Annotated in this window: 24 protein-coding genes; 5 read left to right on the plus strand and 19 right to left on the minus strand. The window is 61.3% G+C overall.

All coding sequences use genetic code 11. The features are described 5' to 3' along the window. The 11 genes from NZ746_11955 to rpsO form a co-directional block, all read right to left on the minus strand. The gene (locus tag NZ746_11955) at positions 1-1,311 is read right to left on the minus strand and encodes a hypothetical protein (GenBank protein ID MCS6818069.1); all 1,311 of its coding nucleotides are present in this window, start codon (positions 1,309-1,311) and stop codon (positions 1-3) included. Between the two features lie 238 nt (positions 1,312-1,549). After that, the gene (locus tag NZ746_11960; GenBank protein ID MCS6818070.1) at positions 1,550-2,920 is read right to left on the minus strand and encodes an FAD-dependent oxidoreductase; all 1,371 of its coding nucleotides are present in this window, start codon (positions 2,918-2,920) and stop codon (positions 1,550-1,552) included. A gap of 146 nt (positions 2,921-3,066) precedes the next feature. After that, the gene (locus tag NZ746_11965; GenBank protein ID MCS6818071.1) at positions 3,067-4,035 is read right to left on the minus strand and encodes an MBL fold metallo-hydrolase; all 969 of its coding nucleotides are present in this window, start codon (positions 4,033-4,035) and stop codon (positions 3,067-3,069) included. A gap of 27 nt (positions 4,036-4,062) precedes the next feature. Beyond that, entirely contained in the window at positions 4,063-5,355 is a 1,293-nt protein-coding gene (locus NZ746_11970; protein MCS6818072.1) for a heterodisulfide reductase-related iron-sulfur binding cluster, read from the minus strand. Between the two features lie 7 nt (positions 5,356-5,362). Beyond that, positions 5,363-6,694 (minus strand): FAD-binding oxidoreductase, encoded by a 1,332-nt coding sequence (locus tag NZ746_11975; GenBank protein MCS6818073.1) that lies wholly within the window; start codon positions 6,692-6,694, stop codon positions 5,363-5,365. A gap of 6 nt (positions 6,695-6,700) precedes the next feature. Next, positions 6,701-8,095: an FAD-binding protein gene (locus NZ746_11980; GenBank protein ID MCS6818074.1), complete on the minus strand. Its 1,395-nt coding sequence runs from the start codon at positions 8,093-8,095 to the stop codon at positions 6,701-6,703. A 103-nt stretch (positions 8,096-8,198) separates the two neighbouring features. Then, positions 8,199-9,218: an aspartate carbamoyltransferase catalytic subunit gene (locus NZ746_11985; GenBank protein ID MCS6818075.1), complete on the minus strand. Its 1,020-nt coding sequence runs from the start codon at positions 9,216-9,218 to the stop codon at positions 8,199-8,201. Continuing rightward, entirely contained in the window at positions 9,208-9,768 is a 561-nt protein-coding gene (gene pyrR / locus NZ746_11990; protein ID MCS6818076.1) for a bifunctional pyr operon transcriptional regulator/uracil phosphoribosyltransferase PyrR, read from the minus strand. Before pyrR ends, NZ746_11985 begins: the two co-directional genes overlap by 11 nt. Before the next feature lie 5 nt (positions 9,769-9,773). Next, positions 9,774-10,610 (minus strand): DUF3108 domain-containing protein, encoded by an 837-nt coding sequence (locus NZ746_11995; protein MCS6818077.1) that lies wholly within the window; start codon positions 10,608-10,610, stop codon positions 9,774-9,776. 27 nt (positions 10,611-10,637) lie between these two features. Next, positions 10,638-12,797, minus strand: a complete 2,160-nt coding sequence (gene pnp, locus NZ746_12000; protein ID MCS6818078.1) for a polyribonucleotide nucleotidyltransferase — start codon at positions 12,795-12,797, stop codon at positions 10,638-10,640. A 230-nt stretch (positions 12,798-13,027) separates the two neighbouring features. Then, the gene (gene rpsO / locus NZ746_12005) at positions 13,028-13,297 is read right to left on the minus strand and encodes a 30S ribosomal protein S15 (protein ID MCS6818079.1); all 270 of its coding nucleotides are present in this window, start codon (positions 13,295-13,297) and stop codon (positions 13,028-13,030) included. A gap of 161 nt (positions 13,298-13,458) precedes the next feature. On the opposite strand from rpsO, the gene NZ746_12010 reads away from it, so the two are divergent. The 5 genes from NZ746_12010 to selB all read left to right on the plus strand — a co-directional run bounded on the left by NZ746_12010 (position 13,459) and on the right by selB (position 20,096). Further along, the gene (locus tag NZ746_12010) at positions 13,459-15,255 is read left to right on the plus strand and encodes a peptide ABC transporter substrate-binding protein (GenBank protein MCS6818080.1); all 1,797 of its coding nucleotides are present in this window, start codon (positions 13,459-13,461) and stop codon (positions 15,253-15,255) included. 4 nt (positions 15,256-15,259) lie between these two features. After that, positions 15,260-16,192, plus strand: coding sequence for an ABC transporter permease (locus NZ746_12015; protein MCS6818081.1), 933 nt, complete (start codon positions 15,260-15,262; stop codon positions 16,190-16,192). Continuing rightward, on the plus strand, positions 16,189-17,139 hold the full coding sequence (locus tag NZ746_12020) for an ABC transporter permease (GenBank protein MCS6818082.1): 951 nt from the start codon (positions 16,189-16,191) through the stop codon (positions 17,137-17,139). Before NZ746_12015 ends, NZ746_12020 begins: the two co-directional genes overlap by 4 nt. 127 nt (positions 17,140-17,266) lie before the next feature. After that, positions 17,267-18,130 (plus strand): hypothetical protein, encoded by an 864-nt coding sequence (locus NZ746_12025; GenBank protein MCS6818083.1) that lies wholly within the window; start codon positions 17,267-17,269, stop codon positions 18,128-18,130. A 49-nt stretch (positions 18,131-18,179) separates the two neighbouring features. Beyond that, complete coding sequence (selB, locus tag NZ746_12030) at positions 18,180-20,096, plus strand: selenocysteine-specific translation elongation factor (protein MCS6818084.1); 1,917 nt, start codon at positions 18,180-18,182, stop codon at positions 20,094-20,096. 6 nt (positions 20,097-20,102) lie between these two features. Here the strand turns inward: selB and NZ746_12035 are convergent, their stop codons facing one another. The 8 genes from NZ746_12035 to fabD form a co-directional block, all read right to left on the minus strand. After that, the gene (locus tag NZ746_12035; protein ID MCS6818085.1) at positions 20,103-20,861 is read right to left on the minus strand and encodes a lysophospholipid acyltransferase family protein; all 759 of its coding nucleotides are present in this window, start codon (positions 20,859-20,861) and stop codon (positions 20,103-20,105) included. Positions 20,862-20,885: 24 nt separating this feature from the next. Further along, entirely contained in the window at positions 20,886-21,101 is a 216-nt protein-coding gene (locus NZ746_12040) for a hypothetical protein (GenBank protein ID MCS6818086.1), read from the minus strand. Between the two features lie 332 nt (positions 21,102-21,433). Next, a complete protein-coding gene (locus NZ746_12045; GenBank protein MCS6818087.1) occupies positions 21,434-22,432 on the minus strand; it encodes an electron transfer flavoprotein subunit alpha/FixB family protein in 999 nt (332 codons plus the stop codon). Positions 22,433-22,454: 22 nt separating this feature from the next. Beyond that, positions 22,455-23,234 (minus strand): electron transfer flavoprotein subunit beta/FixA family protein, encoded by a 780-nt coding sequence (locus NZ746_12050; protein ID MCS6818088.1) that lies wholly within the window; start codon positions 23,232-23,234, stop codon positions 22,455-22,457. A 4-nt stretch (positions 23,235-23,238) separates the two neighbouring features. After that, complete coding sequence (gene fabF, locus NZ746_12055; protein MCS6818089.1) at positions 23,239-24,480, minus strand: beta-ketoacyl-ACP synthase II; 1,242 nt, start codon at positions 24,478-24,480, stop codon at positions 23,239-23,241. Between the two features lie 57 nt (positions 24,481-24,537). Then, positions 24,538-24,780: an acyl carrier protein gene (locus NZ746_12060; protein ID MCS6818090.1), complete on the minus strand. Its 243-nt coding sequence runs from the start codon at positions 24,778-24,780 to the stop codon at positions 24,538-24,540. Positions 24,781-24,853: 73 nt separating this feature from the next. Beyond that, positions 24,854-25,597, minus strand: coding sequence for a 3-oxoacyl-[acyl-carrier-protein] reductase (fabG, locus tag NZ746_12065; GenBank protein ID MCS6818091.1), 744 nt, complete (start codon positions 25,595-25,597; stop codon positions 24,854-24,856). Continuing rightward, a complete protein-coding gene (gene fabD / locus NZ746_12070) occupies positions 25,594-26,529 on the minus strand; it encodes an ACP S-malonyltransferase (GenBank protein ID MCS6818092.1) in 936 nt (311 codons plus the stop codon). Before fabD ends, fabG begins: the two co-directional genes overlap by 4 nt. Position 26,530 lies beyond the last annotated feature (1 nt).

The following is a 26,530-nucleotide window of genomic DNA, read 5'->3' on the forward strand; positions in this document are numbered from 1 at the left end:
CTAGTGCTGGCTGACAATCTCCCCGGCCTTCACTTCACCAGAGCGTTCAATTCGAAGCGGCTTCAGAGAAGCTAACGAGCGATCCCCCCCGAGTCGTTTTCTCAATGACGATTCGCGCACAATTTGAGAAGATACGGTCTTCCCGAAAGCGAATGTCGCTCGAATATTGGCATTCATGAAGACGGGCAGGCCCGTGAACGGCTCATCTCGTCGTGGGCGCCCCCACGTCTGGCCGTTATCGGCCGAAAAATATGTGCGAAGAAATTGTGCGGGACTTCGATCAAAAGCCAATGCGATCCCCGTTTGCTCAATCGGGTCGGAAGGGAACTGAAGTCCAACGTAGACGACACCAGATTCAATGGTCACGGGGGGATCAATGGGAAGGTCTATGACTTCGCCGATCATCTCGATCGTCCGAGGAATCGGGAGCATTTTATCGAATAGGACCGTGGCTTGATTCAAAGGAGGCGGTGCTGCGTCGAATCGGTCGCTCTCGCCAGCGAGCACGAGTACGCGGATGGATTTACCACTTGGGTCGGGAAGATCGCGGAAGCGAAAGAAGGGATGACTGATGGCGACGAGCCGCGCTGGATAGCGGCTAGGGCGGAACCGGTTAAGGATAATCCCGCCTGATGGTCCGGCGAAAAATTGGGCCGAGAGCAACCCATCATCAACTTGGTGCGATTCTAGCCCTGTAAAAGAGGCTTGTCCTGTTCCGAGCGAAGCCAAGTTTTCGATGGTCACGGTATATTCGGCTGCCGAGCCCGCGTAGTGCTGAATGCCGATCACGAGCTTTCGCGCGAACCCATCGTTGGGCAGCGGCTCCCCGTCTCGGATTCGCACGCCCTTCGGTTGCAGGTACAGGACGATGGCGTAGTGTGGCTGATCGCGCCGGGGCCAGGATTCCGGACGTTGATCCGTCGCCATCTGGACGTCGCTCATAGCCTTGAAGCCGTCGACGAAGAACGTTCGATCATCTACGAGCATGCCGATCCAGAAGTCAAGATCGATCGCCTGTTGGGCTTGTTGCCCTGAGGTCGCCGGTCTCCAATCAGCTGTGATCCGGAGAGGGATCGGTCCATCTCCCGGAGCCGCTGCGCCAAGTGCATCGGGATCGGCGACGACCCAATCGTGGATGTCACCGACCTCAATGTCGAATTGGCTGAAGAACGTCTCCAACTGCTCGCTGCGGCTTCCCTTATCGCCACGCGCGACGCGCCCTCGGAAGACGACCTTCTCACCCGGGCGCGGGAAAGGAACGACCTGCGCCGTCAACGGGGTATCATTCGGTTCCTCTTCCGGAACGACCATGCCCTCCTGATCTTGAGAGTGCGTAGGAGGAGCGAAATCCCGTGCCGACGGCCTCGTCGGAGGCATCAGGTCGAGGATCAACGGGACGAGAACGAAGGAGCAAGCGAGAACCCTTTGGTGTCTTCTCATCGAAATTACCTCGCGTGCCGATCTCTCATCCAACACCGCCTTATGTGTAGCATCGTGCCTAAGCGCCGTCAAGGACGCTGAGGAAAAACTCGGGCTCGGCGCTCGTCCCTCATCCGACGGCGGCTGTGGACTCGATCGCGCGAAGCATCTCCTCGTCCGTCGCGAACTTGAACCATTCGAGACCGCGCCGCTCGGCCTCACGCCGTTCCACGTCTTCCAGACGTTGGACATCGGGATACTCGACGAAGCGCACGCCGCGCGCGCGAAGGTGCGTTCGGAAGGCCTCGAGGCGTTCGGCGAGATCTTCCACTGATTCGATGGGAAGGCGCTCCACGTAATGCAGGAGCGCTTCGGCTCCTCGCTCGCCATCTTGCTTAGCCTTCCCGACCAAGCCGTCGGACGCTTTTCGCGACCATCCGGCGACGAAGAGGCCTTCGAGGACCGCGCCTTTCTCGGGGTCGTATACCTGATAGGCCTCATCGCCCGGATGATGCGGGTCCGGATGCGGATTGGTCACGTATTCCGTCCCTCGAACGGGCAAGCCGAAGCCCTCATCCACTGTGTCGCCGACGGCGAAGATGACGGTATCGCACGGGATGTCCCAGAACGTTCCCAAGCCTTTGGCGACGATCGAATGATCGCGACGCACCAACTCTGTGTCCTCGACGCGCAGGGCGATCGGACGGCCTTCGGGGCCGAGAACGATCTCCTTCGGCGCGCACAGGAATCGAAAGCGGAATCGCGTGGGACTCGGGCCCTCTTCCGGCGGAGCGTCTACGTATTTCGTCAGCTCGCGATACAGCTCTTCGACATTCTCGCCGAGCGCTTCCAGGCGCGCTCGAATGCGCTCCAACTCCTGACGCAGATCCTCCACATCGAGGTTGGCCGCAATGGCCTTGAACTCCTTATCCGTGTAGGCACGTTGGCCGGGCCCGCGGCGAGCGACGGCGATGACTTCTTCCACCTTGCGCGCGTGCACGAGATAATGCGCGATGTCCACCATCACGTTGCCGATGCCGATGATCGCCACGCGTTGGCCGATGAGGAAAGTGCGCTGACTGAAAGGAGGGAGATTGTTGTAGTGGTAGACGAGATCCTTGGCATGATAGACGCCCGGCGCCTGTTCGCCGGGAATCCCGAGGAACTTCGTCCCCTGAGCGCCCGTAGTGATCAAAACGGCCGCAGGTCGCAACAGCTCGCGCACTTCGTCCAGGGTGATGTCCCCATTCTTCCCCACGCGAACGTGCCCGAAGTAATGAACACGAGGATGGGCGAGAATGCGCCGGAATTGCTTCCGAATCCCTTCTTTCATCCGGTGCTTCGTGAAATAGATGCCATATTCGGCGAGTCCGCCCGGCTTGATATCTCGATTCAAAAGGACAATATGATGGCCGGCTTCAACGAGCTTTCCCGCCGCATAGATTCCCGCCGGGCCCGCGCCGATGATAGCGATCAGTCGAGAAGTCATTGGCGTCGTCATCGTTCTCACCTCCTTGGATGTCTCTGAAGCGAAAACCTGGGGAGCGATCGGTGAAGAGACAGGCATCGCGTTGTGGTTCTCTCCGCATATGCACCGAATTCGCTCGCTACCGCAACTCCGATTCTAGGGGGGGAGGGACGTGGACGTCAACTCCCCGTGGGGATGGACCATGAAGCCCAGCGGTAGAATTCGATCCCATCGCGCCGCTCGCACTGAACCGCGCCTTCGGCGAGGGCGAAGTCCAAATGCGCGATCGTTTCCGAGAGCGCGAGAAATCGTTGATCGGCGCGGGCGTCGGGAAACAGACGCAAGGACAGTTCCCACGGCGTTAACGCTTGTGTGCCGAGAGCCGCACGCATGGCCTCTTGTCGCTGCCGGACATGACGATGGATGTCGCGCCAGTAGGTCTCGAAATCGTCGACCTCCTCCCCGTGGCCGGTGACGACGAGCGTCGGGGCCAAGTCTCGCAATTGATCCACGCTCATGAGAAAACGGCGAAGGGAGGGGAAGCGTCGGTGTCCATCCCGAGGATCGGGATTCAACACGGGATTCGGCGTGATGTGCTTCAAGACCGTATCTCCAGCAATAAGGATACGCCGACTTGGGGAGAAGAGGCCAATATGGCCAGGCGTATGTCCGGGGGTGTGCACGACGCGCCAGGATTCGCGCTCGAACGGGAGTTCGTCCCCATCCTCCAAAAGCGCGACTTCTGAAATCGGAGCGATCAATTCCCGAAGCTTCCAACGCAGGACTTCGAATTGAGCGATGACCTCTTCCGGAACGCCGAGTTCGGCGAGCAGATGGCGATACGCCGCATAGTCGAAAGTAGGACGCAGGCGCTCGACCTCCCAAGGATGAGCATAGACAGTGGCCCCTGAGAGCGCTTGCAACCGCGCTGCTTGTCCCGCGTGATCCTCGTGCGAGTGGGTGAGGACGATCCGGCGAATTTGTTCCAGCGAGAAGCCACAAGCTCTCACTTGTTCGCGTAAGGCCGCGAAGGCCTCATCGGTTCGCGGACCAGAATCCACGAGCGTGATCGGATCTTCCGCAAGCAGGGTGACGTTGACCGGACCGACGGGGAATGGCGTCGGGATGCGCAGCCGATGGATCTTCATCCTGTCCCTCCCGCCAAGGGCCCTCCTTCATTCATACGTGAGCGCCAAAAGCTCGATCGGATGCATGACGCGAATCGGAAGGCCAGCGCGTCGCACGCCACGACGAAGATACATGAGGCAGCCGGCATTGCCCGTGAGCAACACGTCGGCACCCGTTCGGCGAAGATGTTCGAGCTTCCGTTGAAGCAGTCGCTCGGCGAGTTCGGGATGGCGCAGGTTGTAGATTCCGGCGCTCCCGCAGCACATCTCCGATTCGACCAATGGGACGAAAGTGATGCCGGGGATGCGTCGAATCACTTCAAGCGGCGCCGTCGTGACGCGCTGTGCGTGATACAGGTGGCACGGGGCATCGTAGGTGACCGTGAGCTTCATCGGACGCGGTCCTGGGCGCAATCCGATCTCGACGAGATACTCCGAGATGTCGCGCACGCGCGCGGCGAAGGCTCGAGCGCGTGCGGCATATTCGGGATCCTCCGCGAGGAGTTCTCCATATTCTTTGAGCATGGCGCCGCAGCCTGCAACATTGACGACGATAGCTTCGACGGTATGGCGTTCGAAGAGGCGAATGTTCCTTCGCGCCAAGGCGCGCGCCGTCTCGATTTCTCCAGCATGGGCGTGCAGAGCGCCACAGCATACCTGATCCGGCGGATCCTCGACAGCACAACCATGCGCGATCAGGACGTCTTTCGTCGCGCGGTTCGTCCATTCGAACAGCTCCCGGGCGACGCATCCCGCGAAGAAGGCGACGCGCCGCTTTGCATCCCGCGGCAAGGGGGACGGGGATGCTCGCCGTTGGTTCGATGGCGAGAGAGCGGCATCGTCTTCGGAGGACGTCGCCATCAGCAATTCCAGAGCGAGCTGTAGACGGGTCGGAAGGAATTCTCGTTCGAGAAGCTTCCGCATCGAGGCTCGGCGACGCAGCCATCGCGCCGGTGCGAGGAACCACTTCAAGCGTCTCGGCGACGTGAAGATGTGATTCAAGAGGAACCGCATGCTTCGCTCTCCGATGGTCACTCGTTGGCGCGCGAGATCGGCACGCATCGCTTCCAGTATTCGCCCATAGTGCACGCCCGAGGGGCATACCGTCTCGCACGCGCGGCAGCCGAGGCACAGGTCTATGTGGCGAGTGAGCGCTTCGGAGGTCATCGGCAGGCGTCCTTCAGCCGCCGCTCGCATGAGATAGAGGCGCCCGCGCGGCGAATCGTTCTCATCGCCGAGCTGTAAATACGTCGGGCATGCGCTCACGCAGAGCCCGCAATGAATGCACGCGAGCAATTTCTCTGCCTCGCGATCCAGAGCGCGCACAACAGCCGTCATCATTATCTCCTCATAAGCCCGCGACGAATCGGCCGGGGCTCAAAATGCGCTTCGGATCGAACGCGCGCTTGAGCGCTTGCATGAGCGGTAGGCTCGACCCTACGTCGCCCCATACGTCCACGTGCCGCTTCAGCTTCGGCGGCGCGTGTTCGACGATCACTTGTCCCCGGCGAGTCGCCCATGTCGTTCGTAAATCGGTGATCGAGTGCCCCACTTGGGGCAGGTCAGCCTCGCTCTCAATCCCCAGCTTCCCTCCAATATGAACGATGCCCGTTCCCGGCTGCGCAAGGAGATATGGCAAATCGAGCCACTCGCTTAGCGCGCGTTCGCTCGTGTGCAGAGCTTCGACCGTGTGTGCGGGAAGCACGCTGAGCCGGAGCCGAAGGTCCGTCGGAATGAGTCGGTGAAGTCGGCTGAGCTTCTCCCATGTCGCGCGACTCGCTTCGTTCTCGAGTTCAATGAGCTCCAATGAGAGCGAGTGTGCGAGCGCTTTCGCACGCTCGACCTGATAGGCAACCGCCGGAGCCGTCTCCAGAAATCGCACGAGCAACGCTTTCTGCCCATGCCCCAACGGAGACATCGCTGCCTCGTTGGCCAGCAGCAAAGCGGCTGGGAGCAATTCCGATTGCAAGATCTCCCGCGCGCCGGACGCGAGCGTTTCCCAAGCCGCATCGAGGAAGAGAAGCGTCGCTTCGGCTTCGGGAAGCGGGCGGAGTTTGAAATTCACGCGGGTGATGATGCCCAACGTCCCAAAGCTGCCGACGAAGAGTTTGTTGAGATCGTATCCGGTGACATTTTTGACGACGCGTCCGCCTGCGCGGATGCGCGTTCCGTCTGCTTGTGCGACTTCCAGGCCGATGATCGCGTCGCGCGGTCGTCCGTAGCCATGGCGCAGAGGACCGAAGTCATCAGCTGCCGCGATGCCTCCCACGGTCGCGCGATCCGCATCGGGAGGATCGAAGGGCAACCATTGCCGGTATGGAAGGGCCACTCGATTGAACGTTTCCAACGGGCATCCGGCTTCGAGACTCGCCGTGAGATCGGCTGGTTCATACTCCAGGATGCGATTCATGCGGCGCGTCGAGAGCAAGATATCCACGCGTTCCGGAAGATTGCCGAACGAGAGCCGCCGGCCCGATCCCATCGGCACGACCGCCAGGTCCTGCGCATGCGCCAAGCGTAGGACGGCCGCGACCTCCTCGCTCGTCTCCGGGAGGACGACAAACGATGGACGCCGATCATCAATGGCGTAGGCCTCGGGGGCCGGGCACAGAATGTTCGCCTCCCCCACGATGGAGATCAACGCTCGCTCTACCTCGTTCGCTTTTTGAAGCGTCGTCATGGACCTTCAAAACGCGCGGCAGCGTCGCACGGGAAGGACCTTTCCGGGATTGCAAAGCCCTTCCGGGTCGAACACGGCGCGCACGCGCGCCATCGCCTCCAGGTCGTCCTCAGTGAAGACGAGAGGCATGTAGGCGATCTTGTCCAATCCGACGCCATGTTCGCCCGTGAGGGAACCGCCGACGCGAACGCAGAGTTCCATGATCTCGCGGCAGGCTTCCTTCACTCGCTGTACCTCATCGGGATTTCGCCCATCGAAGCAAATGTTGGGATGCAGATTCCCATCGCCTGCGTGAAAGACGTTCGCCATGCGGAGACCATATCGCGCCGCGATGCGGTAAATCTCGGGTAGGACTTCGGGGAGTTTACTGCGTGGAATCACCGCGTCCTGCACCATGAGGTCAGGACTGATCCGCCCGAGCGCGCCGAACGCCCCCTTGCGGCCGGCCCATAAGCGGGCTCGTTCGCCCTCATCGCGCGCGACGAGGATCTGACGCGCACCGTTTGCGCGACAGATCTCGAAAATGCGCCCAGCGTCGTATTCGACGCTCGCCGCTAGCCCATCCACCTCGATGAGCAACACGGCCGCTGCGTCCGTTGGCAAGCCGGCCGCATAGACGGAAGCTTCGACGGCTTCGATCGTGGCGCGATCCATCATCTCCAAGGCCGAGGGCAAAATCCCAGCGGCGATGATCGCCGAGACGGCGCGGCTGGCGTCTTCCACGCTCAAGAAGTCGGCGAGCAGGGTCTTCACCGCTTGCGGTCGTCGCGTGAGACGAACGGTGATCTTCGTCGCGATCCCAAACGTCCCTTCGGAGCCGATGAAGAGGCCGAGCAGGTCATATCCTATGGCGTCCGTCCCATGACCGCCGAGCGTCACGATCTCTCCATCAGGCAAGACGACGTCGAGCCCCAGGATGTGATGTACGGTCATGCCATACTTCAAGCAGTGCGGACCGCCGGCATTCTCCGCGACGTTTCCACCCAACGTACAGGCCATCTGACTGGAAGGATCCGGGGCGTAGAAATATCCGGCGTCGGCCACCGCGCGCGTGAGCATCAGGTTGATCACTCCGGGCTCCACGACCGCGAGCTGGTTCTCGTAATCGATCTCCAGAATGCGATTCATCCGAGCGAGTTCGAGGATTACGCCTCCTTCGACCGCGACGGCTCCGCCACTCAGTCCCGTGCCTGCTCCCCGCGCCAAGAAGGGAACGCGATGCCGCCACAGCACCTTGACGACGTTGGCGACCTCTTCCGCTGATTCCGGGAAGACGACGGCCGAAGGGAGGTGTTTATGAATGCTCAACCCGTCGCATTCATACACGAGGAGCTGTTCGGGATCGGTGATGACATCCTCGCTCCCCACGATCTCCTTCAGTTCGGCAATCCACGAGGCCATACGAGGCATTCCCCTCTCCCCACCGGGAGATGTCGTTCTCGAAGCGCGAAGCACTCAGCATAGCGTAGGAGGCGGAAGCTCGCCAAGCCCATGCCTCCATCGCTCACGCGGACGTTCCGCCCATGAGGAGATAGAGGACGGCCATGCGCACAGCGACACCATTGGCGACTTGATCGAGAATGAGCGAATGCGGACCATCGGCGACGTCGGAGGCGATCTCGATCCCGCGATTCATTGGTCCCGGATGTAAGACGAGGACATCCTCTTTCGCCAATCGCAATCGCTCGCGCGTCAGGCCGAACCGAAGGGCATATTCCTTCAGGGAGGGGAAGAAGCACTCCTTCTGCCGTTCGAGTTGGATGCGAAGCGCCATGACGACGTCAGCGCCTTCGAGCGCTTCTTCGAGCTTCGGCGTGACATACAGGCCATCGGGAACCAATTGCTCGTAATGCGGCGGCACGAGCGTCTGCGGGCCGCTCACCCACACGCTCGCTCCGAGCTTCGTCAGCAGATAGATGTTCGAGCGAGCGACGCGACTGTGCAAGAGATCGCCGACGATGGCGACTTTCAATCCCGCGATCCGTCCCTTCCGTTCGCGGATCGTGAAGGCATCCAGGAGGGCTTGCGTGGGATGCTCGTGCGCGCCATCGCCCGCATTGATGACGGGGATGGGAAGATGGCGCGCGAGTTGATGCGGGACGCCCGCCATCGAGTGGCGCACGACCAGCGCATCAATAGCCATCGCCTCCAGCGTCCGCACCGTATCGAGCAGCGTCTCTCCTTTCATCAGGCTGCTCGTCGTCGTGGCGATACTGACCGTATCCGCCGAGAGGCGTTTGGCCGCCAATTCGAAACTCGTGCGCGTGCGCGTCGAGGGCTCGAAGAAGAGGTTCACCACCGTCTTCCCGCGCAGCGTAGGGACTTTTTTGATCTCCCGCTCGGAGACTTCCTTGAACGCCTCAGCGGTATCCAAAATCAGGAGGATCTCTTCGGGATCGAGATCGCGAATTCCGAGCAGGTCTTTCCGCTTGAGATGCGCTCGCGGATGCGAGGGGGAAAGCCCAGTGCGCTCGGACAGCTCGCGCGACGCTTCTTGCCGCTCTCCCTCCAAATCAGGCATCATCGAATGATTCCCTCTCCAACAGAAGGACTCGGTCCTCTCCATCCACTTCGCGGAGCATGACTTTGATGATCTCGTTCCGCTCGGTCGGGATCACGCGCCCCACGAAATCCGCCTGAATGGGCAGCTCGCGATGGCCGCGATCCACGAGCACAGCCAGCCGCACGCGATCCGGTCGTCCGTAGTCCATGAGGTGATCGAGTGCTGCGCGAATCGTTCGCCCCGTGTAAAGCACGTCGTCCACGAGAATGATCACGCGACCGGTGATGTCGCGCGGCAGCTCGCTCGTCTTCACGACGGGATTCGGCGCGATGCGACTCAGGTCATCTCGATAGAAAGTGATGTCCAAGGTGCCGACCGGGAGATCGCGGGCATATCGTTGCCGCAAGATCTCCGCCAAGCGGCGAGCGAGCGGCACGCCCCGCGTGCGAATGCCCACGAGCATCAGCTTGTCGGTCGCGGGCTCAGACGCCGCGATCTCTGCGGCCAATTGCTCGAGCGCTCGCTCGATCTCGTCCGCCGTCATCAACAGCGCTTTCTCTCGCGCGCTCATCGGGCTTACTCCAAAGAGGAGAGAATTGCCGGCGATCCCGTGCTCGACTCTTGGCTCACAGTAGCACCCGCCGCTATCTCGATCAGCTCGACTCGGATCTCCCCGAGCCTTTCCTCGGCCGTGATCATCAACGGCACGCGTCGCTCATCAGCGGAGAGCCAGAGGCGCAGATGAGAGGTCTCGGTCGCTTTCCCCCCAACGGCCTCCACGCGTAATGCGATTTCAAGCGCCTCGAAGCGCCCGAGGCGCGTCTGGATCGAGGTGCGGGAGCCGACGTCCGCGTGAACGAGAAGACGCCTTCTCTCGCTCAGAAGGGAGAACTGATGACGGCTTCCCGGCCGAAGCGGGAGCGTGCGCAGATGATAGAGGAAGGCGACGACATCCCGCGTCTGCGGGGAAATCGGGATCGTTCGACCAGTGCTCAGGCGCGCGACTCCGCGCCGATGATCGAGCGTGATCGTGAGGTCCGTGCGCCGGTCTCCATCTCGCCGCGCGTGTTCTACTCGGTAGGGGAGCCACGTCTCCGGATCCACATAGGAGGTCCATTGTTCATCGAGCGATTTGAGGAGCGCGCGCACAGGGCCGACCGTGGAGGCGCGCAATTCGAGATGCACACCCGGACGGTCGAAGAAGCGCCCGCGCGCCTTCACCGCCAGCGTCATCTCTCCCGCGACCAGATACTGCGCCCATGAGATTGTATACGTCAGGCGTTCCCCGATGGGGAAGGGAAGTCCACCTGAAGGAGCGAAAGAACGTCCGGGCGTCACGAGCCCCCCCGAAAGGAGGAGCGCACCCATCACAAGGACCAGTCCCCTCGCCCCCCTCTGTATGTGCGGTCTCATGCGCTCACTCCGGCGGAATCGCGCCTTTCACCGACGAGGCCGACGGGAGCGCTCTTCCGTTCGGGGCCGCTCTTCCACGCGCTTGCGCGTGGAGCGATCCTGCTCTAGAAGCAGTGCCTTGCGGCTCAGCCGAATGCGCCCCATGCCATCGTTGGCGATACACTTGACCTTGATGATGTCCCCCTCCTTGAGCACCTCGCGAACATCCCGCACGCGATGCGGAGCGATCTCCGAGATGTGTAAGAGCGCTTCCGTCCCCGGGACGATCTCGACGAAGGCGCCGAATTCGGTCAAGCGGGAGACGCGACCGACATAGGTCTTGCCCACCTCGATCTCCATCGTGAGATCGCGAATGAGCTGCATGGCCTGATCGGCCGCTTCCTTGTTCGTCGAGGCGATGTGTACGCGCCCATCGTCGAGGATGTCGATCTTGCACCCGGTCTTGTCGACGATGCTGCGGATGACCTTCCCCCCAGGGCCGATCACGTCGCGCACCTTCTCGGGCGGGATCTGCATAGTGAAGATACGCGGCGCGTAGGGGCTGATGTCCGAGCGCGGTCGAGCGATCGTCTGCTCCATCTTGTCCAGAATCACCAGGCGCGCTTCCTTCGCTTGCTCGAGCGCCTGCGAGAGGATCTCAGCATCCACGCCCTTGATCTTGATGTCCATCTGCAGGGCTGTGATCCCCTCGCGCGTGCCGGCGACTTTGAAGTCCATGTCCCCGTAGTGATCCTCGGCCCCCGCGATGTCGGTCAGGATCGCGTACTTATCCTCCTCCATGACCAGGCCCATGGCGATCCCAGCGACGTGCGCTTTGATCGGTACGCCGGCGTCCATGAGGGAGAGGCTCCCGCCGCAAACGGTCGCCATGGAAGAGGACCCGTTGGACTCGGTGATCTCGGAGACGACGCGAATGATATAGGGCCAGGCGTCCTCCGATGGCAGGACTGGTTCCAACGCCCGATGAGCCAGCGCGCCGTGGCCGATCTCACGTCGGCTCGGTGCCCCTAAGCGCGCCACCTCGCCCACGCAGAACGGCGGGAAGTTGTAGTTGAGCATGAACCGCCGCTCAATCTCTCCGAACTCCAAGCTGTCCAGATACTGGATGTCCTCTCGGGTGCCGAGCGTCGTCGTCACCAGAGCCTGCGTCTCCCCGCGCGTGAAGAGCGCACTGCCATGCGTGCGCGGCAGTAATCCCACCTCGCATTCGATGGGACGAATCTCCGTGAACCGACGCCCGTCGGGGCGACGCCGATGGATGAGGATGTCCTCGCGGAAGAAGCGCTCGCGCAGGAACTCGAAGGCACGCGCTGTCATCTCGCGCTGTTCTTCGGGCGTTGCTTCCAAGATCCGCTGCCGGAGACGCATCAAGGCATCCTGGCTCTCCCGCTTCGTCTTGTTGGTGACATCGAGCGCCTGACGCAGCTCCGCGCCCCAGGTCGCCTCCACCGCACGCACGACCTCGGCGTCGAGCACCGGTGGGACGACCTCGCGCTTGCGGATGCCCAGTTTCTCGCCGAGCGCTTTCTGCCACGCGCACAGCTTCTTGATCTCCGAGTGAGCGAAGACGAGCGCTTCGACGATGACCTCTTCGGGGACTTCCTTCGCGCCGCACTCCACCATCACGAGAGCATCTTCCGTCCCCGCAACGACAAGGTTCAACCGCGACTGTCGCGTCTGCTCATAGGTGGGGTTCAAGACATAGTGGTTGTCGATCAAGCCGACGCGAACGCCGCCGACCGGCTCGAAGAAGGGGATGTCCGAGAAGTAGAGCGCGGCCGAGGCCCCCGTGATCCCCAAGATGTCGGGATCATAGTCCGTATCAGCGGAGACGACCAGCGCGATGATTTGCGTCTCGCAGCGATAGCCTTCGGGGAAGAGCGGCCGCAGGGGCCGATCAATCAAACGACTGGTGAGAACCTCTTTCTCCGTCGGTCGCCCCTCGCGGCGATAGTAGTTGCCCGGGATTCGTCCCGCCGCATAGTTGTTCTCGCGGTAATCGACCGTGAGGGGGAGGAAATCCACTCCTTCGCGCGGTTCCTTCTCAGCTACCGCTGTCACGAGCACGATCGTCTCCCCCAAACGGATGAGCACGGCCCCATCAGCCTGTCGGGCAATCCGCCCCGTCTCCAGAGTGATTCGTTTTCCGCCGATCTCAATGGAATCGCTCAAAACCATCGTCTTCATCCTCTGCACTTCGGGTGAAAAATATCGAGTCAGCTCCCGACCGCCCTCCTGAGGAGGGCGAGGAACTTACTCCTGGCCAAGTTTGTATTGGGAAAGCCACGCTGACTCTTGAGGCGAAGAAGCCGCCGATAGGGACTTCCCGCGATCCGAAGGATCGCATGATCTTCCGGCCCGGATCGCGTCTCCCATCCGCCTCTTGTTGAGCGTGGCCGTACTGTCGTCGCGTCAAGTCACTTTCTCAACCCGAGCCGGTCAATGAGCTGGTAATAGCGCCGACTGTCGGTCCGCTTCAGATACTCCAACAGTCGGCGGCGCTTGCTCACCAGCTTCAATAATCCCCGGCGCGAGTGATAGTCTTTCTTGTGCGTCTTGAAATGCTCAGTCAGTTGCGCGATCCGATACGTCAGGATCGCCACTTGCACCTCTGGCGATCCTGTGTCGTTCTCGTGCACGCGAAACTTCTCGATCAACTCCCGTTTGACGTCCTTCGTCAAAGCCACGGGCGATACCGCCTCCCTCGCACTCAAGTTTTTCTGCCTCTTCAAGTTAGAAAAGACTAGCACAGAATGGACGGGAAGTAAAGCGGCCGCGTGCCCGAAAGTCCAAGGCCTTGCGCCCGCGTGTTGGGCATGGTAAGGTCTATCGCTCCTTTGCTCAGACAATGAGGCGGATTGGGTATATCGGCATTGGACTCCTGTTGTTCAGCTCGTGCGCGCGTCCGACTGCGTACTTTGGGAAGATCGAGCCTCCGAGTGAGGCCATCCTCCGCGTGGGGAACGGCGCTGATCCTGCATCGCTCGATCCGCATCGAGCGCCCGGCAGCGTCGAGGAGCAGATTTTGATCAATCTCTTCGAAGGCCTGACCGAGTACGATCCGGTGACATTGGATCCGATCCCTGCCGTCGCCGAGGCCTGGGAGGTGAACGAGCGAGCCACGCGCTTCCGTTTCCGTTTGCGCCGCTCGGCCCGTTGGAGCAACGGGCGTCCGGTGACGGCATGGGATTTCGTCTACTCTTGGCGCCGCGCCCTGGCTCCGGAAACGGCCTCACCGAATGCGTACTTGCTGTACTACATCAGGAACGCCGAGGCCTATAATACGGGAAAAGTGAAAGTGCGCGATCGGCGAACGGGACGATTTCTCACCGATGCCCTTGGGCGCGAACTGATGCTCGCGCCGGAAGAGCTGGAGCGCATTCGGCGCGGAGATGTACCTCCCGAGGCGCGACATCTTCATGAATTGCGCCGTCGTTTGAGCGCTCACTCTTGGGAGGCGGTGACCTTGAGCGCGGCGGATGTCGGCGTACGCGCGCTCGATGACGTCACGCTCGAAGTGGAGATGGAGGCATCGACGGCCTTCTTTCTCAAGCTCACAGCTATCGGAGTCTACCGACCGGTCCCCCGAGAAGTGGTCGAGCGCTACGGACGCGCGTGGACGCGCCCCGAGCATATCGTGAGCAATGGCCCTTTTCGGCTCGTGGAGTTCACGCCGGGGCGGCGCGTCGTCCTGGAGAAGAATCCGCTCTATTGGGACGCTGCACGCGTGCGACTCCAACGCGCGATCTTCTATCCGTATGACGAAGCGACGACGCTTTTGAATCTCTACAAGGCGGGCGAGCTGGATGTGTTGGTGAGCGGGTTGCTGCCTCCATACGCGCTTCGGCGACTGCGTCAGAAGCAGGATTATGTCTCCGGCCCATACCTGCTCAGTTACTTCCTTTTGGTGAATGTGCGCCGTTCCCCATTGAGCGATCGGCGCGTGCGGCGGGCCTTAGCGCTCGCCATTGATCGAGAGCGTCTCTGTCGGCGATTGCTCGCGGCAGGACAGCAACCATCGGGCACTTTCACCCCCTCGGATTTCCAAGGCGCGTATCCGCGCCCATCGGGGATCGGCTATGATCCGGAGCGCGCACGGCAGCTTCTAGCGGCCGCGGGATACCCTGAGGGACGCGGTCTTCGCTTTCGATTCCTCTACAACACGGGCGCGCTACACGCCCAGATTGCCGAGGCTCTGCAAGCTGATTGGCGACGCATCTTCCCCTTCATTCGCGTCGAGCTGGTCAATCAGGAGTGGCAGGTCTACTTGAATACCGTGCGGCTTGGAGAGTTCGATATCGCGCGACGGAGTTTCTCAGCCGATTTCAGCGATCCGACGAGTTTCCTCGATTCTATGCTCTCGACGAGTCCGAACAACCCGACCGGTTGGGCGAATCCCGAGTACGATCGGCTCGTCCAACAGGCGAATGCGGAACCTGACGTCCGTCAGCGAATGGCGCTGCTAGCCCGCGCTGAAGAAGTGTTGCTTGACGACCTGCCGATCATTCCGATCTACAGTTCGGTCACCAGCTTCCTTCTGAAGCCCTATGTTCGCGGATGGTACGCTAATGTTCTCGATCGGCATCCACTGAAATTCGTCGCTATTGAGCGCGGGGAGATCGCGCTCGGCCTCTCAGGGCGATAGGGCGATGGGGAGGTATATCCTCAAACGCATCTTTTGGGCCCTTCCGCTACTCTGGCTCATCCTCACGCTCACGTTCTTCTTGGTGCGGTGGGCGCCCGGGAAGCCATTTCGTCGGGAGCGCGCTGTGCCGGTGGAGATCGAAGCGCATCTGGATCGTCACTATGGCTTGGACAAGCCTTGGTACGTCCAGTATGCGAACTACATGCGCGGGCTCATACGGTTGGATTTCGGGCCTTCCTATCGCTATCCCGATGCGACAGTGGGCGAGATCATGCGCCAAGGGCTTCGCGTCTCGGTGCCCATTGGATTGGCGGCATATGCGCTGGCCCTTAGCCTCGGCTTGCCATTAGGCATTCTGGCGGCCCTCCGCCCCCAATCGGCAGGAGTGCGCGCGTTGATGGGCCTGGCCGTCTTAGGCGTGGTGACGCCGAATTTCGTGCTTGGACCTCTTTTGGTCCTTCTCTTCAGTTTGACGCTCTACTGGCTCCCGCCGGCGGGATGGGGCGAAGGGCGACATCTCGTGCTGCCCGTGGTGACGCTCTCGGCTGCTTACGTCGCCTATATCGCGCGCTTGACGCAAAGCGGTGTGCAGCAAGCGCTCGCCCAAGACTACATCCGAACGGCTCATGCCAAAGGCATTCCTCCGCGTACGATCCTGCTGCGGCATGCATTGCGTCCAGCGCTTCTGCCTGTCCTTTCATTCACCGGTCCATCGCTGGCATTTCTTTTGGCGGGGACCGTCGTCATCGAGAGGATCTTCGCCATCCCCGGCCTCGGCCATTTCTTCGTTCAAGCGGCCTTCAATCGCGATTACACGCTGATCTTGGGGATCGTCTCCTTCACGGCGATCGCCCTGATCGTCCTCAATCTGCTCGTGGACATTGCGATCGCCCTTTTGGATCCGCGCGTCGCTGTCGGGAGAGGAGGGGAGGCGTGAACAGCGTGCGATCGGAAGGCGAGAAATCATCGGGGATGCAGATGTGGCGACTTTTCCGAGAACGTCCTTCGGCGCTCTTGGCTGCCGGGTTCCTCGGCCTTGTGGGCATCGCCGTCTTGATCGGCCCGATGTGGCTCACATACGGCTACGATCAAACGGATTTGGAGCTTGGGCTCTCACCGCCGAGTTGGGCGAACGGACATTACCTGGGGACGGACATCTTGGGGCGCGATCTGTTGGCTCGCCTTCTTCATGGCGGGCGCCTCTCTCTGCTGGTGGCCCTCGTCGCGACGGCGATCTCGACGACCATTGGCGTGGTCTACGGCGCCATCTCCGGATATTTCGGCGGGCGCGTGGACGAAGTGATGATGCGCGTCGTGGATGTCTTGTTTTCGCTCCCGTATCTGTTCTTGGTGCTCGTGCTGATGGCATTGTTCGCCGATCCAGAGGTCGTGGATCCGGTGATCTATCTCCTTCGGCTCCGTCCGGATGGAGCGATCGCCGAGTGGCTTCGAGGGCCGGGCGTCCGCTTGGTGTTGCTCTTTGCCGCCTTGGGGGCGGTCTCATGGCTGACGTTGGCGCGCATCGTGCGCGGACATGTCCTGGCGCTTAAGAACGAGCCTTTCATCGAAGCAGCGCGCGCGGCGGGCGCAGGAACAGGGACGATCCTCATTCGGCATCTCCTTCCGAACGCGAGCGGGCCGATCGTCGCATATACCGTGCTCACCATCCCCTCGGTCATGTTGCAAGAGGCCTTCATCAGCTTCCTCGGGTTGGGGCTTCAAGCACCGCAGGCGAGTTGGGGAGCGCTCGTCTACGAGGGCGTGCAAGCGATGAGCGTCGCACCATGGCTGCTTGTCTTCCCAGCGGGGATCATGGTGCTCACCCTCGTCTGCTTCTACATCGTCGGCGAAGCCTTACGCGAAGCCTATGAGAAGCGTCCCTGAAGGCATTGTTGTCGTCTCGCCATGGCGCTCCTCTTTCGCGAAACCGGCCAGAAATATGGGGCGCGGCCGCTTGACCATGTACGAACGGCGAGCGAGCCTGTAGAATTGAAACGTGTGAGGTGATGCGATGATGAAGAAGGGAGTGCGAAATCGGGTGATGCTGAAGGCCATTGTCCTCACGGCGCTCCTCTTTAGCGTTCTCTCCGTTGCGCGCGGGACGCCGTCGCCGATTCCAGCCCAGCAGACTATAGACGGCGTCCCCGTCGAGGAGATCATCCGAAAGTTCGCCGCCAACGAGAGCCGATTGCGCCAGGAGTTCAAGAACTTCGTCTTCCGGCAGGACATCACCATCCAGACGCTCGGCCCGCGCGGACTCGTGACCGGAGAGTTTCGGCGCGTCTCCGAGATCATTGTGAACGATCGTGGCGAGCGCGAGGAACGCATCCTCTATTTCCCCGTCCCCACGCTTCGCGAGATCGTCATCACGCAATACGATTTCGCCGACTTCGCCGGGATTCAGCCTTTCGCGCTCGGCCTGGAAGACCTGCCCAAGTACACCGTCACCTATCTCGGGCGGGAACGCATTGATGAGATCGACACCTATGTCTTCGAGGTTCGCCCCCGGCGTCCGCCCGACCCGAAGAAGATGCACGAGCGTTATTTCCAGGGGCGCATTTGGGTGGATACGGTGGACCTGATGATCGTGAAGGTGCAAGGGAAGGGCTTGCCCGAAGATCGGGAGAACAAGTTCCCGCGCTTTGAGACGTATCGCGAGAACATCGAAGACAAGCTCTGGTTCCCAACCTACACGTATGCGGACGATGTCTTGGATTTCCCAGGACGATCCGTCCGCGTCCGCATGGTGATTCGCTATACGAACTATCGGCGGTTCAGCGGCAAAATCGAGATCGGGGATATCGAACCCGAGCCTGAGGGAAAAGAGAAGACGGAGAAGCCCGCCGGGAAGCCACCTGAGAGAAAGCCTGAATAGGCATGCCTCGCATTTTGATCCCGCGTGACGCTTTCAGGAAGAGAAGACAATGCGGCATATCATTGTCGGCACGGCCGGACATATTGATCATGGCAAGACAGCCCTGGTGAAGGCCCTGACGGGGATTGATACAGATCGGCTGAAGGAGGAGAAGGAGCGGGGGATCACGATCGACATCGGCTTCGCCTTTTTGACCCTTGGGCAGACGCGCTTGGGCTTTGTGGACGTTCCCGGACATGAGCGCTTCATCAAGAACATGCTCGCTGGTGCTCACGGGATTGATCTCGTGCTGCTCGTCGTAGCGGCCGACGAATCCGTGATGCCGCAGACGCGCGAGCATTTCGACATCTGCCGTCTCCTGCGCGTGAAGTCGGGATTGGTCGCGATCACCAAAGTGGATCTGGTGGACGAGGAGATGCTGGAGGTGGTGGAGGCGGAAGTGCGCGATCTGGTGGCCGGATCCTTTCTGGACGGGGCGCCGATCGTGCGCGTGAGCGCGCGCACCGGAGAGGGGATCGAAGAACTGAAAGCGGCGCTCGCCGGGATCGCAGCGACAGTGGCCGAGAAGCGACGCGATGCCGTCCCGCGCTTACCCATTGATCGCGTCTTCACTGTGCGAGGGTTCGGGACGGTCGTGACGGGGACTCTGATCGCCGGTCAATTCGCCATCGGCGACGAAGTGGATATTCTCCCCTCGCAGCGCCGCGCGACAATTCGCGGCCTTCAGGTGCATGGGCAGTCGGTATCGGTGGCCGTTGCTGGGGAGCGGACGGCGATGAATCTGCAAGGAGTCGCCGTCGAGGACCTCGAGCGCGGTCAGGTTGTCGTGTCGAGCCGTCGGTTCGTTCCCACATCTCGCATAGACGCCCGCTTGGAGCTTTTGCCAACAGCGCCGCAAGCGGTGCAAACGCGCACACGCCTGCGATTGCACGTCGGGACGGCAGAAATCCTGTCTCGCGTCGTGTTGCTCGATCGAACGGAATTGCGTCCGGGGGAGTCGGGACTCGTGCAATTTCGATTGGAGTCGCCGACGTTCGTCTTGCCGGGCGATCGCTTCATCGTCCGGCGATATTCGCCCCCATTGACCATCGGCGGGGGAGAAGTCCTAGATGCTTTGCCGGAGAAGCACCGCGCCTTTCGTCTCGGAGCAGGGGATCGAGAGGCGGTCGTCGCTGCGCTCCTCCAGGTCGAAGCGGCGGACGCGCGGGAACGGCTCGCGCTCTGGGTGGAGGGGGCCGGAAAACGCGGGATGAGTTATCCGGAACTCGTCGCGCGCACGGACTTGTTGGATTCGCATCTTCAAGACGCCCTGCGCGCGCACTGCATGGCGGGACGACTCATTGAGCTTGCGAGCACTCCTCGGTATTTCCTCGCTCGCGCCGCGTATGAGGAAGTGAAGGCGACATTACAGCGTGCGCTCGCGGCGTTTCATCAAGAGTACCCCCTGAATCCAGGGATGCCACATCGCGATGTGCGCGCCTTACTCCTGCGCGATGTCCCCGAATTCGCTGCCACGGAGCTCTTGGCTCGACTCGGCCAAGAGCCCGAATTCCACGTCGAACGAGAGTGGGTGCGATTGGCAACGCATGCGATCCGACTCTCGGAAGAGGAGGCGGAGATCGAGCGGACGCTCCTCGAAATCTTTCGAGAAGCGAAATGGCAGCCTCCGACTTTGGAAGAGGTGATCCAGCGACGGCAGCTCGATCCTGAGAAAGCGCGAAAGCTCTATCAACTCCTGCTTCACCGTGGGGCGCTCGTGCGAGTAGGCGAACATACGTTCGCCGCCGAGGCACTGCAAGAATTGATCGAGCGTGTGCGCCAGCAGAAGTCCGTTAGCACGATGCTCGATGTCGGGACCTTCAAAGCGCTCACGGGGGTCTCGCGAAAATACGCCATCCCGCTCTTGGAATACCTCGATCGTCAGCACGTGACGCGCCGCGTAGGCGACGCGCGCATCATCTTGTGAGAGTGATCACCGCTGAAACCATCGGTCGCCGCGTTCGCGCAACGCATCGAGTGTGGCTTGAAGCTCCGCGTGCTTTTGCTGTAGGAGAGCATCATCGGCATCCGCAGGAACCGTGATCGGCGGGCCCAGCAGCACGACCGCGCGCGTGAATGGCTTAGGGACTTGAAAGCGGTCCCAGCTCGGCAGCTCCCAGAATGCTTCGGCCGAGATGTGAAACGGCAAGATCGCTTGCCCCGTGAGCTTAGCGAGCATCACGGCGCCCTTTTTGGCGACGTAGACCGGCCCGCGTGGCCCATCTATCGTGAAGGCGACGTCGAGCCCGCGATGCAGACACGCCGCCATGACCAAGAGAGCGCGGTTCCCACCACGCGTAGAGGATCCGCGCGCGGCCCCGTATCCGAATCGCTGGATGAAGCGGGCGATGTATTCTCCGTCGAAGCTCTGGCTCGTCATAACGACGATGCCGCGATGCCGCCAGAACCATGTCGCCAGGAAGATGCGATTGTGCCAGAACGCGTAGATGATCCGTTTCCCCGCGCGCCGAATCTCCTCGTGATAGTGTCCATCTACGACCGTCCATCGGATGGTCCGCCCGAACGCTGCAATCCACCAATAGCCGAGCCAACCGAGCGCTCGTATGCTCCACCGCTCCCAGAAGGAGTAAGACGAGAGATCGGCGAACTCATACACGCGACGACGTAGCTGGACGTCGTCGAGGGAACGCAAATGGGGATTGAGGAGAAGGCGAGGATGCTCGCCACTCATCGGCCGATCCCTCTCGCCGAGAGATCATCGAGACGCCGCCTCTTGGGCCTCCAGGTCTCGAATCCGCTCTTCGATCCCTTGCAGCTCTCGTTCGAGCTTCTCCTTGAGCCGCTTCAGGTATTCGATCTTCTCTCGGCGCGTGTAGAAGCGGCGACCGAAGAACCACACGTCCTCGATGTCTCTCCAGTCAATGTAAAAGCCGAAGCCGAAGGGGAAAACTCCCCACGCGCATCCTCTCATCTTGACCACCTCCTCTCATCCGTGCTTTCAAAGCAATTATATCACAGCGGCGCGCCGAACCGTTCGAACTGAAAGGGGGATGAATTCGCCCCCAGCGAGGTCGCTGAAACGAATCGGCGGTTGTGGATGACCGTCGCGACGGCGGAGTGATTGTGAGGATCTATGCGAACAGCAGAAGGGGAGAGAGCCGTCGGGTTGAAGGTCGAGCCCCGTTCGCCCGAGCGACCGAGGTCCTTCCCCGTCGAGGTGAATCGGGAGAGATCACCTCATGAACGGGCCAACGTCCCGTGGGGGATGTCCTTCGCCGCCTCTGCTATGTCTGGCTCTTCACGTCAAATGGATTGTTCCTTGAGCTGTTCGAGCGCCTTGATGAGAGCGGGGACGATTTCGAAGAGATCTCCGACGATCCCGTAGTCGGCAATGTCGAAGATCGGGGCTTCCGGGTCCTTATTGATGGCGACGATGGTGCGAGAACCTTTCATCCCCACGACGTGTTGAATCGCTCCGGAGATGCCAATGGCGAGATATAACTTTGGGGAAACGGTCTGGCCGGAGCTGCCGATCTGCCGATCCATAGGTAGCCATCCGCTGTCGCACACAGGGCGAGAGGCCCCGATCTCCGCATCGAGAACTTCAGCGAGCTTCCGGATCAAGGCGAGATGTTCCTCGCTTTTGATCCCACGTCCGATAGCGACGATGCGCTCAGCCGAGCTGAGGTCCACAGCCTGCTTCGCTTCGCGAAACCGTTCCAGCGGACGCACCCGGATCGTCACCTGACTGAGGTCCACCGCGAGTGCGCGAATGGGAGCAGGTGTCGCCGCTGCTTCCACTTCATCGGCGCGAAAAGCGCCAGCTTGGAATGTGACCAAATACGGCGGATCGTCGGCGAAGCGCACTTCGGCATTGAGCTTCCCCTGGAAGATCGGTCGCGTGTAGATGACCGTTCCGTTCTCAACGCGGTATCCGATGCAGTCGCTCACGAGCGCCTTGCCGAGGGCCGCGGCCAATTTCGGCGCGAAATCGCGCGCCTGATAGGTGTGACTCATGAAGACGAAGTCCGGCGCCTCCTGACGAAGCACCGGCACGAGTGCAGCCGTGTATCCATCGGGCGTATATTCGGCCAAGCGCTCGTCTTCGATGACGAGGACTTCCCGCAGCATCTTCGAGGCCAGCTCATTGGCCAGCGTCGCGACCCCTTGTCCGAGCAGAACAGCCGATACCGTTCCGTTCACTTGCGCGGCCAGACGTTGTCCGGCCACGAGCGCTTCCCACGTCCCTTTGTCGAGCTTTCCCTCACGGTGTTCAGCGATGACAAGAATCGAAGAGCCCATCGCGTTCGCTCCTTGTGGAGGCTCACAAGACCTTCGCTTCGTAGCGTAATTTCTCGATGAGCTGGGCGGCGACCTCTTCCGGCGAGCCCTCGAGGAACTCCGTGCGCTTCACCTTCGTGGGGAAGAAGACGCGCACCAGCTCCTGTTTGTTGCGCAGCTCATCGGCCGCGAGGCCGAGATCGGCGAGCGTCAGGCGGCGAATCTCCTTCTTCTTCGCGCCCATGATGCCTTTGAGCGTCGCGTAACGCGGTTGATTGATCCCGGATTGAATCGTCAAGAGCGCCGGCAGGGGGAGTTCGACCCATTGGAACCATCCCGCCTCCAATTCCCGCTTCACCTTCACGCGCCCGTCGAGCATCTCGATCTGCATGACGATCGTCGCGTGCGGCAGCCCGAGCAGCTCAGCGAGCAAGACGCCCGTTTGCGCGTAGCCATAGTCGTCCGACTGCAGCCCCGTGAGGATGAGATCGAACGATTCGCGGCGCAGCGCTTCGGCCAGCACGCGGGCCGCGTTGAACGCGTCCAGTCCTTCGAAGGCCTGATCTACAAGATGCAGCGCCCGGTCCGCGCCCTTGGCGAGCGCTTCTCGAATGAGCTGCTCTACGCGCGCCGGTCCGAGCGAGCAAACGACGACTTCCCCTCCGAACCGCTCCTTCAACCGCAGGGCCTCTTCGAGCGCATACGTGTCCGGTTCGTTGGCCTCCCAGCTCAAGTCCGCTTCCCTGATCCAAGTCCCGGCCTCATTGAGGCGCAGGGCGAGATCGCGTTTGGGGACTTGCTTCATGCAAACGATGATCCGCATACGCTCATTCCTCGTAGCGTTTGAAGAGAAGGGCGGCATTGGTGCCGCCGAAGCCGAAGGAGTTCGAGAGGGCATATCGGATTTCGGCTCGACGCGCCCGGTTCGGGACGTAATCGAGATCGCATTCGGGATCGGGATTCTCGTAGTTGATCGTCGGGGGAAGAGTCTGGTGGTAAATGGCCAATACGGTGATGCCCGCCTCCAATCCCCCGGCAGCGCCGAGCAGGTGCCCTGTCATGGATTTCGTCGAGCTGACGGCGAGCCGATACGCATGTTCGCCGAAGACGCGCTTGATCGCATAGGTCTCCAGCTTGTCATTGTAATAGGTCGAGGTCCCATGCGCGTTGATGTAGTCCACTTGATCGGGCGCGATGCCGGCGTCCCGCAGCGCGTACTGCATGACGCGGATGGCGCCGTTGGCGTCCTCCGGTGGCTGGGTGATGTGGTAGGCATCGGCGGACATCCCATAACCGACGATCTCCGCGTAGATCCGCGCCCCTCGCGCCTGCGCGTGTTCGAGGGCTTCCAAGACGAGAATCCCCGCGCCCTCGCCGATGACGAACCCATCGCGATCGCGGTCGAAGGGACGGCTGGCACGCTGCGGTTCCTCGTTACGGGTCGAGAGCGCGCGCATGGCGGCGAAACCACCCACGCCCATCGGCGTGACGGCTGCTTCCGCCCCGCCGCAGATCATGACGTCAGCATCCCCCCGCTCGATGATCTTGAATGCATCGCCGATGGCGTGCGCTCCCGCCGAGCAGGCTGTGCACGTGGCGCTGTTGGGCCCGCGTGCGCCAAACCGAATTGAAACCTGACCAGCCGCGAGATTCGCGATCGCCGCCGGAATGAAGAAGGGGGAGATCTTCCCCGGTCCGCCTTCCAAAAACTTCTGGTGCTCGCGTTCGATCACCGAGAAGCCTCCGATCCCCGAACCGATGTACACGCCGACGCGCTCGGCGTTCTCCGGCGTGATCTTCAATCCGGCATCGTCCACGGCCTCTTGAGCCGCGGCGATGGCGAAGTGAATGAACGGGTCCATCTTCTTGACATCCTTCTTCTCGATGTACTTCAGCGGATCGAAGTTCTTCACCTCCGCCGCGAAGCGAACGGGGAATCCGGAGGCGTCGAAGTGCGTGATGTAATCCACACCGCTACGCCCTTCGATCAGCCCGCGCCATGTCTCTTCGGTCGTATTGCCGAGGCCGCAGATCAAACCGATTCCCGTCACTACGACTCGTCGCTTCACGTTTCCCTCCCGTTGTCTCCTCTTCCGCTCGCCCACGCGCGAGCGGAAGAGGCCTCCTCATTTCTTGTGCTTCTCGATGTACTCAATAGCATCCCGGACGCTGACGATCTTCTCCGCGTCCTCGTCCGGAATCTCGATGCCGAACTCCTCCTCAAAGCGCATGACCAGTTCCACCGTATCGAGCGAGTCCGCTCCCAAGTCATCGACAAAGCGCGCGTTCGGCGTGACCTCGGACTCGTCCACCCCCAATTCGTCCACGATGATTTGCTTCACCTTTTCCTCAATCGTTGGATCCGCCATACGTCGTCCCTCCTTGTCCAATGGTTGAAGCGTAATTTTACGCCGCCTGTGCCAAGCGATCAACGGAGCGGCATCACATGTAGAGCCCTCCATTGATGTTGAGGACGTGGCCGGTGATGTAACCGGCCTCCTCCGACGCGAGGAAGACGACACCAGCCGCCACATCCGCGCCGGTGCCCATTCGTTGAAGGGGGATGAGAGCGAGCATCTGTCGGCGCACATCTTCGTTCAAGACGCGCGTCATATCCGTATCAATGAATCCCGGCGCGATAGCATTGACCGTGACGTTGCGAGAGGCGACCTCGCGCGCGAGCGCTTTCGTGAATCCGATAATCCCTGCCTTTGAGGCCGCGTAGTTGGAGACGCCCGCGTTCCCCATCTGCCCCATGACCGAGGTGATGTTGATGATCCGGCCATAGCGTGCCCGCAGCATCGTCGGCAGAACGGCCTGACAGCAAAGGAAGACGCTCGTCAGATTCGTGTGCAAGACCAAGTCCCAATCTTCGCGCTTCATGCGCAGCAGGAGGGCGTCGCGCGTGATGCCCGCGTTGTTCACCAGGATGTCAATGCGCCCCCATTCGTCGAGCACGCGCGCGACGGCCGCTTTCACCTGCTCGGCCTCGGTCACGTCCGTTGGAAGAGCTAGCGCGCGTTGCCCTCGTTGGCGAATTTCCTCAGCGACGGCCTCCAGTTTCTCGCGCGTTCGCGCCAAGAGCGCCACATCGGCGCCATGTTCGGCCAACGCGAGAGCACAATCGCGACCAATGCCTCGCGAAGCTCCCGTCACGATGGCGACGCGTCCCTCCAAGCGAATCATGCTCGTAACTCCTTAAGCGTCTCTTCGAGCGAATCGGGATCCTCGACGGCGAGCGTCCGGACCGAGCGATCGATCTGTCGAATGAGGCCCGAGAGCACGCGCCCAGGGCCAACCTCAATGAACGTCGTGACCCCTTCGGCCAACAATCGCCGGACCGACTCCTCCCATCGCACTGGACGCGAGACCTGACGGCGCAATCCTTCACGAGCGGCCTCCCCCGAGGTGACGATCGCTGCCTCCACATTGTTCACAAGCGGAATCTTCAGATCGGCAAAAGCTACGCGAGCGAGATCTGCAGCCAAGCGCTCTTCGGCCGGTTGCATGAGGGCGCAGTGAAACGGCGCGCTCACCGGAAGGAGGACGACGCGTCGCGCTCCGCGCTCTCGGGCCAGCGCGATAGCTCGTTCGACAGCCTCCTTGTGGCCGGCGATCACGATCTGCTGCGGCGAATTGAAATTGGCTGGAGCGCAGACCTGCCCCTCGGCCGCTTCTCGGCAGACCTGCTCGACGACCTCCACCGAAGCGCCGAGGATCGCCGCCATCGCCCCCTGTCCGATGGGAACGGCCTCTTGCATATATTGGCCGCGCCGCCGCACTAGCCCGACAGCATCTTCGAAAGCGAGGGAATCAGCGGCCACGAGCGCCGTATATTCACCCAGGCTATGTCCGGCGACGAAGTCAGGGCGCACGCCCGCTTGCTCCAGGACGCGATAGCACGCCACCGAGGTGGTCAAGATCGCCGGCTGCGTGTTTTCCGTTCGCTTCAACTCCTCCTCGTCGCCTTCGAAGCACAACCGACTGATGGGGAATCCAAGCGCAGCATCAGCGCGCTCGAAAACCTCCCGCGCGGACGCATACGCTTCGGCCATCCGGTGGCCCATCCCGCTATATTGCGAACCTTGACCGGGAAAGACGCAGGCAATCCGACTCATA

The sequence above is a fragment of the Blastocatellia bacterium genome (assembly GCA_025055075.1).
Classification (GTDB): domain Bacteria; phylum Acidobacteriota; class Blastocatellia; order HR10; family HR10; genus HR10.

Excerpts from the sequence above, each read along its gene's own strand:
- NZ746_12025 (MCS6818083.1), top strand. The coding sequence starts at position 17,267 with ATGATGAAGAAGGGAGTGCGAAATCGGGTGATGCTGAAGGCCATTGTC.
- NZ746_11955 (MCS6818069.1), bottom strand. The coding sequence starts at position 1,311 with ATGGTCGTTCCGGAAGAGGAACCGAATGATACCCCGTTGACGGCGCAG.
- NZ746_11995 (MCS6818077.1), bottom strand. The coding sequence starts at position 10,610 with ATGAGACCGCACATACAGAGGGGGGCGAGGGGACTGGTCCTTGTGATG.
- NZ746_11960 (MCS6818070.1), bottom strand. The coding sequence starts at position 2,920 with ATGACGACGCCAATGACTTCTCGACTGATCGCTATCATCGGCGCGGGC.
- fabD (MCS6818092.1), bottom strand. The coding sequence starts at position 26,529 with ATGAGTCGGATTGCCTGCGTCTTTCCCGGTCAAGGTTCGCAATATAGC.
- pnp (MCS6818078.1), bottom strand. The coding sequence starts at position 12,797 with ATGAAGACGATGGTTTTGAGCGATTCCATTGAGATCGGCGGAAAACGA.
- NZ746_11965 (MCS6818071.1), bottom strand. The coding sequence starts at position 4,035 with ATGAAGATCCATCGGCTGCGCATCCCGACGCCATTCCCCGTCGGTCCG.
- selB (MCS6818084.1), top strand. The coding sequence starts at position 18,180 with ATGCGGCATATCATTGTCGGCACGGCCGGACATATTGATCATGGCAAG.
- NZ746_12045 (MCS6818087.1), bottom strand. The coding sequence starts at position 22,432 with ATGGGCTCTTCGATTCTTGTCATCGCTGAACACCGTGAGGGAAAGCTC.
- NZ746_12015 (MCS6818081.1), top strand. The coding sequence starts at position 15,260 with ATGGGGAGGTATATCCTCAAACGCATCTTTTGGGCCCTTCCGCTACTC.
- NZ746_12035 (MCS6818085.1), bottom strand. The coding sequence starts at position 20,861 with ATGAGTGGCGAGCATCCTCGCCTTCTCCTCAATCCCCATTTGCGTTCC.
- NZ746_11975 (MCS6818073.1), bottom strand. The coding sequence starts at position 6,694 with ATGACGACGCTTCAAAAAGCGAACGAGGTAGAGCGAGCGTTGATCTCC.
- fabG (MCS6818091.1), bottom strand. The coding sequence starts at position 25,597 with ATGATTCGCTTGGAGGGACGCGTCGCCATCGTGACGGGAGCTTCGCGA.
- NZ746_12050 (MCS6818088.1), bottom strand. The coding sequence starts at position 23,234 with ATGCGGATCATCGTTTGCATGAAGCAAGTCCCCAAACGCGATCTCGCC.
- NZ746_11980 (MCS6818074.1), bottom strand. The coding sequence starts at position 8,095 with ATGGCCTCGTGGATTGCCGAACTGAAGGAGATCGTGGGGAGCGAGGAT.
- NZ746_12060 (MCS6818090.1), bottom strand. The coding sequence starts at position 24,780 with ATGGCGGATCCAACGATTGAGGAAAAGGTGAAGCAAATCATCGTGGAC.
- NZ746_12040 (MCS6818086.1), bottom strand. The coding sequence starts at position 21,101 with ATGAGAGGATGCGCGTGGGGAGTTTTCCCCTTCGGCTTCGGCTTTTAC.
- pyrR (MCS6818076.1), bottom strand. The coding sequence starts at position 9,768 with ATGAGCGCGCGAGAGAAAGCGCTGTTGATGACGGCGGACGAGATCGAG.
- NZ746_11970 (MCS6818072.1), bottom strand. The coding sequence starts at position 5,355 with ATGATGACGGCTGTTGTGCGCGCTCTGGATCGCGAGGCAGAGAAATTG.
- NZ746_12010 (MCS6818080.1), top strand. The coding sequence starts at position 13,459 with ATGAGGCGGATTGGGTATATCGGCATTGGACTCCTGTTGTTCAGCTCG.
- NZ746_11985 (MCS6818075.1), bottom strand. The coding sequence starts at position 9,218 with ATGATGCCTGATTTGGAGGGAGAGCGGCAAGAAGCGTCGCGCGAGCTG.